This window comes from Rhodopseudomonas sp. BR0G17, from assembly GCF_010907025.1.
GTDB lineage: Bacteria > Pseudomonadota > Alphaproteobacteria > Rhizobiales > Xanthobacteraceae > Rhodopseudomonas > Rhodopseudomonas palustris_H.
Genome location: NZ_QUML01000032.1, coordinates 1 through 14,135 on the forward strand (window position 1 = coordinate 1; position 14,135 = coordinate 14,135).

Here is a 14,135-nt window from a genome sequence, read left to right on the forward strand (position 1 = left end):
GGCCGCAGGATCGGGGGCTCGGGGCGCGTGATCGGCGGCTCGGGCCGCAGGATCGGCGGGTCCGCCCGCATGATCGGAGGTTCAGCCCGCATGATCGGTGCCTCGACGCGTGGCATCGGCGGCTCGGGGCGGGCGATCGGTTCAGGTACCAGGCTGGCGAACGGATCGGCCGGACGGCGCTCCGGCATTGGCGGCGGCGCGCGACGCGGCTCCTCGGCCGCACCCGGGCGCAACGGTCGTGTCGGGATCGGCGGCAGTTCCGGCTCCGGCAGCTCGGCGGCGGTATCGGCCTCCCATTGGCCGGGCTCCGGCGCCGTCAGGCGCGGCTCGACACCGGCGCGGGTCGGCAACTGATCCCGCGACGGGGTGGCGCGGACGATGTTGGGCTCGATCACGATGTCGCTCGGCCCGCCGATCATCAGCAGATGTTCGACATTGTCGCGCCGGACCAGAACCAGACGGCGGCGGCCATCGACGGCGGCAGCGTCGATCACGGCGAGCCCCGGCATCCGGCCGCGGCTGGCATTGGTGCCGAGCCGATTGCCGGCAAAGCGGCGTACCAGCCAGGCGGCGGCGCCAATCAGCGCCAGAACGGCCAGAAATGCGAGAAAAAACATCAATGGCTGCGATGACATGCTGTATCCCCGGCAAACAACGCTGGCGCCCTGGCGCTTTCCGGAAGCGCCCATTCCGGAATGCGAACGCGACCAGTTCCGGTGACGCGCGGCGGCCCGCCTCGTCCCTTCTTAATAATCCCCGGCAAGAACTGCCATCCGTTTCTTCTTATAATCCACCAATCATGCCGCCCAAACCGCGTTTGGTGCCGTTTTCGCCGCAGTTACCACTGCGTCCGGCATGCAGCTCGGACCTCTTAACCAGTCGTTAACCATAGGGGCGGCAAATTCTGCCTACCCGGCGGAATCGCGTGGCGGCAAGACCGGGGCGGAGGCGGCTATGCCGATCAACGATCTCCCCGAGCTCAACGCGTTGCGCACCAAGATGCAGTGGCATCAGGAGCGCCAGAAGGTGCTTGCCGAAAATATCTCCAATTCCGACACGCCGAACTTCCGGCCGCGGGATCTGGTGGAGCCCAAATTCACCCCGGAAGGTCAGGCCGCCGGCGGTCCGGGCGGATCGCTGCCGCTGATGCGCACCAGCGCGTCGCATCTGACCCCGCCCGGCGGCTCGCCGAGCTTCTCCACCGATAACAAGGGCGGCTTCCAGACCCGTCCGGCCGGCAACGCCGTGAACCTCGAGGACGAGATGCTGAAGGTCTCGTCCAACCAGATGGACTACGCCGCCGTGACCTCGCTCTACAGCCGCAGTCTCGGCCTGCTCAAGACCGCAATCGGCAAGCGCTGAGAAGCGCCGGGAGGCTAAACCATGGCAGACGACGGCAACGACTTCGCCCGCTCGATGGGTATCGCCACTTCCGGCCTGCGCGCGCAGGCGGGCCGGATGCGGGTGATCTCGGAAAACGTCGCCAACGCCGACTCCACGGCGCAGAACGCGGGCGGCGACCCGTATCGCCGCAAGGTGCCGACCTTCACGTCGGCGCTCGACCGCACGCTCGACGCCCGCGTCGTGGCGCTCGGCCGCGTCAAGCCGGACACCTCGGCGTTCCGCGTCAAATACGAGCCGACCAATCCGGCCGCCGACGCCAACGGCAACGTCAAGTATCCGAACGTCAATCCGGTGATCGAAATGACCGACATGCGCGATGCGCAGCGGTCCTACGAGGCCAACCTCAACGTCATCAGCGCCACCCGCCGGATGATCCAGCGCACGCTCGACATTCTCAAAGCCTGATCCGCTTCCCCAGCATCGCACCAGGACACTGACCCATGGCCTCCCCGATTTCAGCAGCGAATGCCTATGCGAGCCTCGCCCGCCTGGCCAAGCCGGCCGGCGCAGACAAGGGGGGCGAAGACGCTCCGTCGTTCGGCAACCTGGTCAAGCAGGCGATGGGCAGCGTGCTCGACGCCGGCCGCAAGTCCGACGCGCAGTCGATGGCGATGGCGTCGGGCAAATCCAACGTGATGGATGTGGTGACCGCGGTCGCCGAAACCGACGTCGCGGTGTCGACGCTGGTGTCGGTCCGCGACCGGGTGATCCAGTCCTACGAAGAAATCATGCGGATGCCGATCTGACGGCGGCACCTTACCAATAGGCATCGTCATTGCGAGCGAAGCGAAGCAATCCAGGGCCGAGCGCACCGCGCTCCTGGATCGCTTCGTCGCTCCGCTCCTCGCGATGACGATGGCGAGACCGAACACCACCACTGCCACAATCGTCGACACAAGGATTCTCTCATGACCGGCCCCGAAACCCTCGACGTCGCCCGCGACGCGATCTGGACCATCGTCGTGGTGTCGGCGCCGCTGATGGTGGTCGGCCTGGTGGTCGGCGTAGCGGTGTCGCTGGTTCAGGCGCTGACCCAGATCCAGGAACAGACGCTGGTGTTCGTGCCGAAAATCCTGGCGATGTTCGTCACCTTGGTGCTGGCGCTGCCCTTCATGGCCGACGCGCTGCACTCGCAGATGATACGGATCTCATCGCGAATCATCGGCGGTTGACGCATGATCGGAGCCCGCGCCGCTTCGCTGGTCGCATCCGTCGCCGCCGCATCGCGCGGCTGTGGCGCACGACCTTCTGACGCGCGCTCCGAATCAGACAGTCGCGATGCGCATCGACCTGACCTTCCTGCCGGCGCTCGCCGCCACCTTCATGCTGGTGTTCGCACGCATCGGCTCGATGGTGATGCTGATGCCGGCGTTCGGCGAGAGCAACATCCCGACGCGGGTGAAGCTGTCGATCGCGCTCATGCTGACGCTGATCATGCTGCCGCTGCATCGCTCGGCCTATCAGATCGACATGTCGTCGTTGACGCCGCTGTTGGTGCTGATGCTGCAGGAGATCGCGGTCGGCATCGTGCTCGGCGCCACCGCGCGGGTGACGCTGTCGGCGCTGCAGGTCGCGGGCGCAGTGATCGCCCAGCAGCTCGGGCTCGGCTTCGTTTCGGCGGTCGATCCGACCCAGGGCCAGCAGGGCGTGGTGGTCGGCAACTTTCTGACGATGCTCGGTGTCACGCTGCTGTTCGCCACCGACATGCACTATCTGGTGATCCAGGCGCTGAGCGACAGCTACAAGGTGTTCGCGCCGGGCGAATTAATGCACACCGGCGACGTCGCAGCGCTGGCCACCAAGGCGTTCGCAGCTGCGTTCAAGCTCGGCCTGCAATTGTCGGCGCCGTTCCTGGTGTTCGGCCTGGTGTTCAACATCGGGCTCGGCGTGCTGGCGAGGCTGATGCCGCAGATGCAGGTGTATTTCGTCGGCGTTCCGCTTTCGATCGTGATCGGCTTCATCGTACTCGCGGTGGTGCTGACCACGATGATGAGCGCTTTCCTCGGCTATTTCGGCGGCGTGATGCACGATCTGATGCCACGCTGACGCTCGGCGTCGTTCGGAGCTGAACGATGTCCGAGGACAGTGACGAGAAAACAGAAGAGCCGACACAAAAACGTCTCGACGATGCACTCAAGCGCGGCGACGTCGTCAAGAGCCAGGAGGTCAACACCTGGTTCCTGATCGCCGGCGCCACGCTGGTGCTGTCCTCGTTCCACGAGTCGATCGGCGCCGGCATTCTCGCGCCGATGCGCAATCTGATCGAAAAATCCTGGATGCTGCGCGTCGACGGCGACGGGCTGATCGCGCTCGCCAAGAGCCTGTCCTACGCGACGCTGGCGGCGATCGGCATTCCGCTGTTGATGCTGGTGATCGTCGCGATCGCCAGCAACATGATCCAGCACCGGCTGGTGTTTTCCGCCGAGGCGCTGACGCCGAAATTCAGCAAGCTGTCGCCGCTCGAAGGCGCCAAGCGGCTGTTCGGCAAACAGGCGATGGCCAACTTCCTCAAGGGCCTGTTCAAGGTCGTGGCGCTCGGCATCGTGATGGTGGCGGTGCTGTATCCCGAGCACGACCGGCTCGACGCGCTGCTGAAGATGGACGTCTCCGCGCTGCTCGGCGTCACCGTGGCGCTGACGCTGAAGTTGCTCGGCGCGGTGGTGGCGATGCTCGCCTTCGTGGCCGTCGGCGATTACTTCTTCCAGTATCGGCAGTGGCACGAAAAGCAGAAGATGTCGCTGCAGGAGATCAAGGAAGAATTCAAACAGTCGGAAGGCGATCCGCACATCAAGGGCCGGTTGCGGCAGCTCCGCTATCAGCGGATGAAGAAGCGGATGATGGCCGAGGTGCCGAACGCGTCGGTGGTCATCACCAACCCGACCCACTTCTCGGTGGCGCTGAAATACGAGCGCGGCATGTCGGCGCCGATCTGCGTCGCCAAGGGTGTCGACGCGGTGGCGTTCAGGATCCGGGAAGTCGCGAAGGAACACGACGTGCCGATCGTCGAGAACGTGCCGCTGGCGCGCGCGTTGTACGCCACGGTGGAGATCGACGATGAGATCCCGGTCGAACACTACCAGGCGGTCGCCGAGGTGATCGGTTACGTCATGAACCTGAAGCGGGCGTGGTCCGGCCGCAGCAATTGAGCGGGGCGATGCATCAGCAGCGAGGAGCGGGGCGGGCGGCGCGCCGCCCTGGCGCGGGAAGCCGGAGCGGATTGTCCTTGATGGCCTGCGGACGGGCCGGAGGATGGTCTTGCGTTTCCGGCCGCGATTCAGGCAGTTGGAGCCGCGCCGCCGCGTGCCCGGCGGGCAAGGGACCGGTTCGGTGACCATGACCATCAACGATCAACAAGCTTCGCCCGAGCCGCGTCCGGCCTCGCCGGAGCCGGCCCGCCGCGGCGGCAGTATCGCGCTTGTGCTGCTGCTGGCCGGCGCCATCGTCGCCGCCGCCGTAGCGTTCATGACGCTCGGCCGAGCCGGCGCCCAGCCTTACATTCTCGGCCTGCTGGCGCTGCTGGCGATGGTCGGTCTGTTCATGCTGTTCGCGTTCGCGGCCGGTATCATCGGCTTCGCCGACCGCTCCGCCGACGATCCGATCCTGCGGGCGATTCCCGAAAACGCTTTCGATGGCATCGCGGTTACCGACGCCGGCGGCCACGTCGTTTATGCCAATTCGACCTATCTGGCACTGACGGGTGCGGCGACGATGCAGGACGTCCGCCCGGTGGAGCGGGTGTTCATCGGTAATCCCGATGTTTCCGAGGCAGTGTTCCGGCTGCTCAAGGCGGCGCGCGAGGGACGCCGGCTGCAGGAAGAAGTGCGGGTTGCCGGTGCCGACGGCACCGAGGGCCGCTGGATGCGTCTGCGGGTTCGCCCGCTCGGCACCAGCAAGCGCGAGGCGCGGCAGACGGTGTGGTCGATCGCCGACATCACCCGCGACCGCGAGCGCCAGGAGGACGTGTTCCAGACCCTGCAGCACGCAATCGAATATCTCGACCATGCGCCTTGCGGGTTCTTCTCGGTCAATCCGGCCGGCAACCTCGTCTATGTCAACGCCACGCTGGCGAACTGGCTCGATCATGACCTCGCCGAGATCGGCTCCGGTGGCCTGAAGCTGTCGGACGTGGTTTCGGGCGACGGCGCCGCGCTGCTGACCTCGATCGTGCCCGAGCCGGGCGAGGTGAAAACCGAAGTCTTCGACATCGACCTGAAGAAGCGCGGCGGCCAGACCGTGCCGGTGCGGCTCTATCACAAGCTTGCCTTCGGCGCCGACGGCACTCCGGGCCCGTCGCGCACGCTGGTGATCAGCCGCGCCCGCGATGATCGGCTCGATCCGCAGCGCGCCGCCGAAATCCGGTTCATGCGGTTCTTCGACCAGACCCCGATGGCGATCGCCACCGTCGACAAGACTGGTGCGGTGGTGCGGGCGAATGCGCGGCTTGCCAAGCTGGCGCAGAGCCTCGACCCGGCCGGCGCTTCGGCGTCCAAGTCGATCCTGGCGGCGGCGTCGGCGCGCGACCGTGCGGTGCTGGCAGGCGCGATCGAGCAGGCCGCCAAGGGGCAGGCCGATATCGCGCCGGTCGAAGTGATGCTTGCCAGCGCCAAGGAGCGCTGGGGCCAGTTCTTCGTGACCGCGGTCAGCGATGAGACCGATAACGAAGCGGCCATCGTCCACATGCTCGAAACCACCGAGCGCCGCGCGCTGGAAAACCAGGTCAACCAGGCGCAGAAGATGGACACTATCGGCCAGCTCGCCGGTGGCATCGCGCACGACTTCAACAACGTGCTGTCGGCCATCATGATGGCCAACGACTTCCTGCTGAACGCGCATAAGCCGACCGACCCGTCGTTCCAGGACATCATGCAGATCAAGCAGAACGCCACCCGCGCCGCGACGCTGGTGCGGCAGCTGCTGGCGTTCTCGCGCAAACAAACGCTGCGTCCGCAGGTGCTCGATCTCGGCGAGGCGCTGACCGACATCGACCGGCTGTTGAAGCGGCTGATCGGCGAGAAGATCTCGCTGGAAATGCAGCACGGCCGCGATCTGTGGCGGACCAAGGCCGACGTCTCGCAATTCGAGCAGGTGATCGTCAATCTCGCCGTCAACGCCCGCGACGCGATGCCCGACGGCGGCAAACTGACGATCCGCACCGCCAACGTCTCCGCCTCCGCCGCCTCGCAGCTCGGCCACAACGGCATGCCGGCTGCCGACTATGTCTGCGTCGAAGTCTCCGACACCGGCACCGGCATTCCGCCGGAAATTCTCGACAAGATCTTCGAGCCGTTCTTCTCGACCAAGGAAGTCGGCAAGGGCACCGGCCTCGGACTGTCGACGGTGTACGGCATCATCAAGCAGACCGGCGGCTTTGTGTACGTCGATTCGGAGATCGGCAAGGGCACCACCTTCCGCATCTATCTGCCGCGCCACGAGCAGGTCGCCGAGCCGCAGGTTGAGACGTCCGCGGCAAGCGGCACGGTACCCGAGCCGGCACCGGCGGCGCCCAAGCCGCGCGCCGACCTGACCGGGCAGGGCACCATCCTCTTGGTCGAAGATGAGGAAGGCCTGCGCTCGCTCAACGCCCGCGGCCTGCGCTCGCGCGGCTATGAGGTGATCGAAGCTTCCAACGGCGTCGAAGCGCTGGAAGAATTCGATGCCCATGGCGGCGAAGTCGATCTCGTCGTGTCCGACGTGGTGATGCCGGAGATGGACGGCCCGACGCTGCTGAAGGCGATGCGCGCTCGCAATCCGGAGCTGAAGATCATCTTCGTGTCGGGCTATGCCGAGGATGCGTTCGAGAAGAGCCTGCCGGAGAACGAGCAGTTCGCCTTCCTGGCCAAACCCTTCGCACTCAGCGCGCTGGTCGCAAAGGTGAAGGAGACGATGGCGCCGAACTGAGGCTTGCGGCGGACAGCGCTCGCTTCCGATGCGCGCCTTGCTCCTAGTCTCGTCGTGGCCAGGCTTGTCCCGGCCACGCGCGTTTTTGTCGTTGATATCGCCGCGTGTCGCGGATGCCCGGGACGAGGCGGCATGACGAGACTAATGGTGGTGCCAGTTCGCATTGCCGATCAGTTGCAATGCGACGGCGCATTTCTTAACGCCTCGTTAGCTTCATCGTACTCCCCGCGACCGAGGGCCGCAGGTGTGCGACGACGCGCCCGCTTCCTTTTTGGAGGCTGGTGCCCATTTTTAACGGAGCTTCCCCCTGCCGGGGATTGAGGGAGTAACATGAATTTCTTGCACCGCACCCGCGGCTTTATGACCGCTCTTGCTGTGGCGATGTCGCTCGCGATGCCGCTGTCGTTGACGCTGACGTCGGCGGCCGACGCGCGCATCGGCGGCGGCTCGAGCTCCGGTTCGCGCGGCTCGCGCAGCTTCTCGGCACCGCCCAGCACCAACACGGCGCCGGGTGCCGCTCAACCGTTCAACCGCACCTATAGCCAGCCGGGCAGCCCCGGCATGAGCGGCCCGGCGGCGGGCGCCGCCGCCAACAAGGGCGGCTTCTTCAACCGCCCGGGTATGGGCATGCTCGGCGGCCTTGCCGCTGGCTTCCTCGGCGCCGGCCTGCTCGGCATGCTGTTCGGCGGCGGCTTCCTGTCGGGTCTCGGCAGCTTCGCCTCGATCATCGGGCTGGTGCTGCAGGTGGCGCTGGTCGTGATCCTGGCGCGTCTGGCCTGGGGCTGGTGGCAGCGTCGCAACAACCCGCAGGCGGCCTATGCGCCCGGTCCGGTGGCCGGCCAGGGCCCGCGGCCCGATGGCGCCTATGCGATGAACCAATCGGCCAACCCGGCGGCGCAGCCGGCCTCGCGCGGCGGCTTCGGCTTCGGTGGCGGCGCCAGCGCCAGCAACGACCGGCCGCTGGAGATCAAGCCGGACGACTATGAGGCGTTCGAGCGTCTGCTCGGCGACATCCAGGCGGCGTGGTCGAATGAAGACATCGACCGGCTGCGCCAGCTCGCCACTCCGGAAATGGCGTCGTACTTCGCCAAGGACCTGGAGGAGAACAAGGCCAACAACGACATCAACAAGGTGTCGGATGTGAAGCTGCTACAGGGCGATCTCGCCGAAGCCTGGCGCGAGGGCGAAACCGACTACGCCACCGTGGCGATGCGGTTCTCGCTGGTCGACAAGACCCTGGAGCGCGGCACCAATCGTCTGGTCGCCGGCAGCGACACGCCGATCGAGGTCACCGAGATCTGGACCTTTACCCGGCGCCCCGGCGCGAGCTGGGAATTGGCCGCGATCCAGCAGACCAACTGACGCTCTGCTCCCGAGCGATCCAGCATCGAAGCGCCGCGGACCTTCCGCGGCGCTTTTTTGTTAGGCTCCGGAGCGGGGCGGCGCGGGCAGAGCCGCGGCGATCAGCACAGGAGCCGAACCGATGGCTTACGAACTGTACTACTGGCCGACCATTCAGGGCCGCGGCGAATTCGTGCGGCTGGCGCTGGAAGAGGCGGGCGCGGATTATGTCGATGCCGCGCGCCGCAACAAGGCCGGCATGTCCACGATGATGAAGCTGATGCAGGCGGAGCAGGGCACGCCGCCGTTTGCGCCGCCGTTTCTCAAAGCCGGCAAGCTGCTCATCGGCCAGACCGCCAACATCCTGCTGTATCTCGGCAGCCGTCATGGCCTTGCACCCGCGAGCGAAGCCGGCCGGCTGTGGGTGCATCAGCTGCAGCTCACGATCGCGGACCTGGTGCAGGAGGTGCACGACACGCACCATCCGATCGGCACGATGCTGTACTACGAAGACCAGCGGAAGCCGGCGAAGAAACGCACCGCCGAGTTCTGGGACAATCGCGCGCCGAAATTCCTCGGCTATTTCGAACGCCTGGTTGCCGGCGGCGGCGGCACCTATCTCACCGGGCGCAAGCTGACCTATGCCGACCTGTCGCTGTTTCAGATCGTCGAGGGCCTGCGCTACGCCTTTCCAAGGCACATGAAGACATTCGAGCGCGACATTCCGAAGCTGGTCGCACTGCACGACCGGATCGCCGAACGCCCGAACATCGCCGCCTACCTCGCCAGCGACCGCCGCATTCCGTTCAACAAAGAAGGCATCTTCCGGCACTACAAGGAGCTGGATAAGTAACAGCCGGACTTTTGGATAAACGACTCTCCCCAAGTCGTTCCGGGGCGCGCCGACAGGCGCGAACCCGGAATCTGACCCGAGCACAACAACTTCGAGATTCTGGATTCGCTCGCGGACGCGAGCGCCCCGGAATGACGGCGGAAGGCGTGGCCGCCGACTACCGATGCCGCCCGTCGATCGGCGTCATTTTCAGCTGCGACAGTTCGATGCCGTCGATGCAGGCCACGTTCAGCGCCACCACTTCGGTGCCATCGGGCTTGGCGCCACGGGCGAACACCTCGACGCCGCATTCGCCGCAGAGCTGGTGGCTGATGGCGCGCTTGTTGAACAGGTATTCCTTCAGGCTGTCCTGGCCGGCGCGCAGCTGAAAGCTCTTCGGCGGCAGAAAGGTGAAGTGCAGCCCCTTCTTGGTGCAGATCGAGCAATTGCACGCCGTCACCATCGCAAGGTCGGTGGTGCATTCGAACCGCACCAGGCCGCAATGGCAGCCGCCGGTCAGGACTTTGACGTCGCTCATCAGGAGGCACTCCGCTGGTCGTGCCGGCGGAGTCTAGCAGACGAAGGGTTGTGCCCGATAGCTGGCGCAGGGGGGGGGCGAACACCGTCCCTCAAAACGCCAAAGCCCCGCGCAAGGCGGGGCCGGTCGTCGCATCGGAACTTGCGTCGCTTAAGCGAGCTGGTCGACGCGGGTGCCCTGTCCGGGCGGCAGCGCCGCTTTCGGCGGCTGGATGCTGGTCGTGTCCTTGTCGTCCTTCGGCGGCGGAGGCGGCGGTGGAGGGCTCGCCTGCGTCGTCGGTTGGGAGACAGGAGTCGACGACACGTTCGAAATGCTGCTCATCAGTCTTTCCTCGTGTTGGCCAACGTCCCCCGATCAGATGGTGCGCCGGCGGCGGCTTGCCACCGACCGCGCCCGGGTAGGCATCGGATCAACCGTGATCATCGCGCTGCCCGGTGAACTTTGCGCGCACCCCTGCGCCGGCATTTGCTTCAAATGCCGGGCTTTGGATTGCGGGACATCACGAGGGGGATGGACGCCGCCGGAGCGGCCGCGCAGCTATTCGCTGCTGTCGCGGGTGATCGAGATCGACGCGTCAGTCTTGGTCCGGATGCAGCGCATGTCGAGCCGGCGGAAGCGGGTCTTGATGTCGTTGCCGCGCAGGATGCCGACCCGGCCGAAGCAGCGATTGACGCCGCGCAGCGTGTCCGGCTTCGGGATCGTGAACACGATCGCGGCGGCGCTGGCGATCAGGTCCTGAAATTCCGGCGACGGTTTTCGCGCCGGCGCCTGACCGTAAACCTCGTTCTTCACCGTGCGGCTCGGACACCCCAGCCGCAGCGCCTTCGCGGCCGGATGCGACAGGTAGATCATGTTGGCCGCGGTCTTGCCGATGCTGATCCCATCGATCTGCGCCTTGAGCTGCTTGGCAAGATCGTCGCAGCGATCCGCCCGAGCGGGGGAGGCGGCGAATGTCGAGGCGGTGATGGCGACGCCAACGAGCCAAGCGGCACGGCTTGGTATCCGGAACGAATGGTCGGCAGCGGCGATCATCAACCCCTCCGTGATCAGTTCGGGCGAAGTTCATAGCGGAGGGCGCGGGAAACGCAAATATCCCAAACAAACCTGTCTCAATCGGAAGTGGCGCAACCCAGGGCAAAGTAGTAGGCTTGTCCTATGACCGAACTCCTTCAACAGGCACTGCAGCAGGTCGCGAGGCTCTCGGAGTCCGAGCAGGATGCCGCCGCGGTCGCGCTGCTGGATTACGTCCAGCAGATGCACGATCTGCGCTTGACCGAAGCGCAGGTGGAGGAAGTTCGGCGTCGCCGGGCCGACCAGCAACGCAAGCTGGTATCTCACGAGGACGCTAAGCAGCGGATCGCTCGATTGGGCTCGCAGCCCCGGCCATGAGGCTTGTTTTCGACGATCGTGCGCTCGACGATCTCGAACAGATTTTTGATTGGATAGCCATCGACAGTCCGACCAACGCCGAGCGCGTGGTCGGCCGCCTTTTCAGCAGCGCCGAACTGCTGCTCTCATTTCCGCTGATGGGGCGGCTGGGGCAGGTTACGGGCACCTTCGAGTGGGTTGTCCCCCGGCTGCCCTACGTCCTTGTCTACGAAGTGGATGAGGACGAGCAACGGGTGATCGTCATCGCGGTCCTTCATGGCGCACGGGACCGCGAACTCTGAACCTCGCGCTCCGATCCGCCTGCCACCCTCCCGTTTTGAACCCTTCAAAATCCCGCCGAAACCGCCTAGACAGGGCCGCGAATTTACCCATTCGAGGCCTTGTCCATGAACGCTCCCACCCCCGTTCCGTCTGCCGCCACCCCGGTTCCGCCCTATAAGCACACCCCGCTGTTTCCGCTGGGGAAGGACGACACCGTCTATCGCAAGATCACGTCGGATGGCGTGCGGGTGGAGAAGGTGCTCGGGCGCGACATGCTGGTGGTGGAGCGCGAGGCACTGCGGGCGCTGTCGGAGGCGGCGTTTGGCGAGATCAACCATTATCTGCGGCCCGGCCACCTTAAGCAGCTCCGCAAGATCCTGGACGATCCGGAGGCGAGCCCGAACGACAAGTTCGTCGCGCTGGACTTCCTGAAGAACGCCAATATCGCCGCCGGCGGCGTGCTGCCGATGTGCCAGGACACCGGCACCGCGATCATCATGGGCAAGAAGGGCTCGAACGTCATCACCGGCGGCGACGATGAAGCCGCGTTGTCGGAAGGTGCGCGCGACGCTTACTTGCGCCGTAACCTGCGCTACTCGCAGGTCGCGCCGCTGTCGATGTTCGAGGAGAAGAACACCGCCAACAACATGCCGGCGCAGTGCGAGATCTACGCCGAGGGCGATGATGCCTACAAGTTCATGTTCATGGCCAAGGGCGGCGGCTCGGCCAACAAGAGCTTCCTGTTCCAGGCGACGCCGTCGCTGCTGACGCGCGACCGGCTGCTGGCGTTCCTGAAAGAGAAGATCATGACGCTCGGCACCGCGGCGTGCCCGCCTTATCACCTGGCGATCGTGATCGGCGGCACCTCGGTCGAGCCAACGATGAAGACGGTGAGGCGCGCCTCCGCGCGCTATCTCGATGCGCTGCCGACCCAAGGCTCCGAACTCGGCAACGCGTTCCGCGACGTCGAGATGGAGCAGGAAATTCACAAGATGACGCAGAGCCTCGGCGTCGGCGCGCAGTTCGGTGGCAAGTATTTTTGCCATGACGTCCGCGTCATCCGGCTGCCGCGCCACGGCGCTTCCTTGCCGATTGGCCTCGGCGTGTCGTGCTCGGCCGACCGGCAGATGCTCGGCAAGATCACCAAGGATGGCGTGTATCTGGAGGAACTGGAGCACAACCCGGCGCAGTATTTGCCGGAAGTGGAGCAGGCGCTCGGCGGCGAGGTGGTGAAGATCGACCTCAACCAGCCGATGAAGGACATCCTCGCCACGCTGAGCAAGCACCCGATCAAGACCCGGCTGTCGCTGACCGGCACCATGATCGTGGCGCGCGACGCTGCGCATGCCAAGCTGCGCGACCGGCTGGAGAAGGGCGAGCCGCTGCCCGATTACTTCAAGAACCATCCGGTGTACTACGCCGGCCCGGCCAAGACCCCGGACGGCTACGCCTCCGGCGCGTTCGGCCCGACCACCGCAGGGCGGATGGACTCGTTCGTCGATCAGTTCCAGGCGGCCGGCGGCTCGATGGTGATGGTCGCCAAGGGCAACCGCGCCCCGGCGGTGCGCGAGGCCTGCAAGAAGTACGGCGGCTTCTACCTCGGCTCGATCGGCGGCGCTGCGGCCAACCTCGCCGAGCACTGCATCAAGAAGGTCGAGGTGCTGGAATATCCCGAGCTCGGCATGGAGGCGATCTGGAAGATCGACGTCGTCGACTTCCCGGCCTTCATCATCGTCGACGACAAGGGCAACGACTTCTTCAAGGAACTGAACCTGGGCTGAGGCGAAGCTTCAGTCGCGAAACACCTCGCACCGTCATTCCGGGGCGCTCACGCAGTGAGCGAACCCGGAATCTCGAAGTTCAGGCCACCCCGAGCGGCTCAACGCAGAACACCTCGGGATTCCGGGTTCGCAGGCTTCGCCTGCGCCCCGGAATGACTGCCTTAGGGCCCGCGGGCTCGGGCTCCGGAATGACTGCCTGGGGCAGGGCTTCTGAGCCCTCCCGAAACAATCATAGCCGGGCTTCGACCCGGCCATCCATCTTCTTCAAGTGATGGATCACCGGGGCTCGGCGCTGCGCGCCGGCCCGGTGATGACATTGGTAACTGCGGCTGCGTCGGACGGCCGCGACGTCGAAGGCTTACGCCCGGGTTCCGGTGAACGGGAACGAGCCCATCGGGCCGATGCCCATTTCGCCGGAGATGCTGTCGCCGCTCACCTTGCCGGTGTAGCTCAGCGTCAGCGGCATCGGGTTGGTGATCGACAGCTTCCAGGCGACGTCGTCGCCGTTCACGGTGCCGTCGAAGATCTCGCCGGCATCGCCGTCGGCGGATTGCGAGCCGGTGAGCGTCGAGCCGTCGGCCTTCAGCGTCAGGTCGGCCTGCCGCTCGCCCATCGGCGTGCTCATGGTAAGTTTCCAGTTTCCGTCGACTGCCATGTGTTTCTCCCCTTGGTCCCGGTCCTCGTGAGTTCA

General features: G+C 65.6%; 17 protein-coding genes. 12 read left to right on the plus strand and 5 right to left on the minus strand.

What is annotated here, in order from left to right; translation table 11 throughout:
- Nucleotides 1-635: flagellar biosynthetic protein FliO (locus DY467_RS20325; RefSeq protein ID WP_205502593.1), on the minus strand; the 635-nt coding region annotated here is incomplete at its 3' end.
- Nucleotides 636-954: 319 nt separating this feature from the next.
- Here DY467_RS20325 and flgB point away from each other — a divergent pair.
- The 9 genes from flgB (at nucleotide 955) to DY467_RS20370 (ending at nucleotide 9,496) form a co-directional block, all read left to right on the plus strand.
- The gene (gene flgB / locus DY467_RS20330; protein ID WP_107345597.1) at nucleotides 955-1,362 is read left to right on the plus strand and encodes a flagellar basal body rod protein FlgB; all 408 of its coding nucleotides are present in this window, start codon (nucleotides 955-957) and stop codon (nucleotides 1,360-1,362) included.
- A gap of 21 nt (nucleotides 1,363-1,383) precedes the next feature.
- Nucleotides 1,384-1,809, plus strand: a complete 426-nt coding sequence (gene flgC, locus DY467_RS20335; RefSeq protein ID WP_107345596.1) for a flagellar basal body rod protein FlgC — start codon at nucleotides 1,384-1,386, stop codon at nucleotides 1,807-1,809.
- A 35-nt stretch (nucleotides 1,810-1,844) separates the two neighbouring features.
- Complete coding sequence (fliE, locus tag DY467_RS20340; RefSeq protein WP_011159422.1) at nucleotides 1,845-2,150, plus strand: flagellar hook-basal body complex protein FliE; 306 nt, start codon at nucleotides 1,845-1,847, stop codon at nucleotides 2,148-2,150.
- A 162-nt stretch (nucleotides 2,151-2,312) separates the two neighbouring features.
- On the plus strand, nucleotides 2,313-2,576 hold the full coding sequence (gene fliQ / locus DY467_RS20345; protein WP_164638586.1) for a flagellar biosynthesis protein FliQ: 264 nt from the start codon (nucleotides 2,313-2,315) through the stop codon (nucleotides 2,574-2,576).
- A gap of 106 nt (nucleotides 2,577-2,682) precedes the next feature.
- On the plus strand, nucleotides 2,683-3,450 hold the full coding sequence (gene fliR, locus DY467_RS20350; protein ID WP_164638588.1) for a flagellar biosynthetic protein FliR: 768 nt from the start codon (nucleotides 2,683-2,685) through the stop codon (nucleotides 3,448-3,450).
- A 26-nt stretch (nucleotides 3,451-3,476) separates the two neighbouring features.
- Complete coding sequence (gene flhB / locus DY467_RS20355; protein ID WP_107345594.1) at nucleotides 3,477-4,550, plus strand: flagellar biosynthesis protein FlhB; 1,074 nt, start codon at nucleotides 3,477-3,479, stop codon at nucleotides 4,548-4,550.
- A 187-nt stretch (nucleotides 4,551-4,737) separates the two neighbouring features.
- Entirely contained in the window at nucleotides 4,738-7,302 is a 2,565-nt protein-coding gene (gene cckA / locus DY467_RS20360; protein WP_502706449.1) for a cell cycle histidine kinase CckA, read from the plus strand.
- A 330-nt stretch (nucleotides 7,303-7,632) separates the two neighbouring features.
- Nucleotides 7,633-8,664: a Tim44 domain-containing protein gene (locus tag DY467_RS20365; RefSeq protein WP_164638590.1), complete on the plus strand. Its 1,032-nt coding sequence runs from the start codon at nucleotides 7,633-7,635 to the stop codon at nucleotides 8,662-8,664.
- A 121-nt stretch (nucleotides 8,665-8,785) separates the two neighbouring features.
- Complete coding sequence (locus DY467_RS20370; RefSeq protein ID WP_164638591.1) at nucleotides 8,786-9,496, plus strand: glutathione S-transferase; 711 nt, start codon at nucleotides 8,786-8,788, stop codon at nucleotides 9,494-9,496.
- A gap of 157 nt (nucleotides 9,497-9,653) precedes the next feature.
- Here DY467_RS20370 and DY467_RS20375 read toward each other — a convergent pair whose 3' ends face one another.
- The 3 genes from DY467_RS20375 to DY467_RS20380 form a co-directional block, all read right to left on the minus strand.
- Nucleotides 9,654-10,013 (minus strand): GFA family protein, encoded by a 360-nt coding sequence (locus tag DY467_RS20375; protein WP_107345590.1) that lies wholly within the window; start codon nucleotides 10,011-10,013, stop codon nucleotides 9,654-9,656.
- A gap of 150 nt (nucleotides 10,014-10,163) precedes the next feature.
- Nucleotides 10,164-10,334: a hypothetical protein gene (locus tag DY467_RS26255; protein ID WP_199851760.1), complete on the minus strand. Its 171-nt coding sequence runs from the start codon at nucleotides 10,332-10,334 to the stop codon at nucleotides 10,164-10,166.
- 216 nt (nucleotides 10,335-10,550) lie between these two features.
- Nucleotides 10,551-11,045 carry a hypothetical protein gene (locus tag DY467_RS20380; protein WP_199851759.1) on the minus strand — a complete coding sequence of 165 codons (495 nt, stop codon included), beginning with the start codon at nucleotides 11,043-11,045 and terminating at the stop codon, nucleotides 10,551-10,553.
- 123 nt (nucleotides 11,046-11,168) lie between these two features.
- On the opposite strand from DY467_RS20380, the gene DY467_RS20385 reads away from it, so the two are divergent.
- The 3 genes from DY467_RS20385 to DY467_RS20395 all read left to right on the plus strand — a co-directional run bounded on the left by DY467_RS20385 (nucleotide 11,169) and on the right by DY467_RS20395 (nucleotide 13,444).
- A complete protein-coding gene (locus DY467_RS20385; protein ID WP_164638592.1) occupies nucleotides 11,169-11,402 on the plus strand; it encodes a hypothetical protein in 234 nt (77 codons plus the stop codon).
- A complete protein-coding gene (locus tag DY467_RS20390) occupies nucleotides 11,399-11,683 on the plus strand; it encodes a type II toxin-antitoxin system RelE/ParE family toxin (RefSeq protein ID WP_107356591.1) in 285 nt (94 codons plus the stop codon). The genes DY467_RS20385 and DY467_RS20390 overlap by 4 nt, the downstream gene beginning before the upstream one ends.
- A gap of 105 nt (nucleotides 11,684-11,788) precedes the next feature.
- Entirely contained in the window at nucleotides 11,789-13,444 is a 1,656-nt protein-coding gene (locus DY467_RS20395; RefSeq protein WP_164638593.1) for a fumarate hydratase, read from the plus strand.
- Nucleotides 13,445-13,802: 358 nt separating this feature from the next.
- On the opposite strand, the gene DY467_RS20400 is transcribed toward DY467_RS20395, so the two are convergent.
- Nucleotides 13,803-14,099 carry a hypothetical protein gene (locus DY467_RS20400; protein WP_011159411.1) on the minus strand — a complete coding sequence of 99 codons (297 nt, stop codon included), beginning with the start codon at nucleotides 14,097-14,099 and terminating at the stop codon, nucleotides 13,803-13,805.
- Nucleotides 14,100-14,135 lie beyond the last annotated feature (36 nt).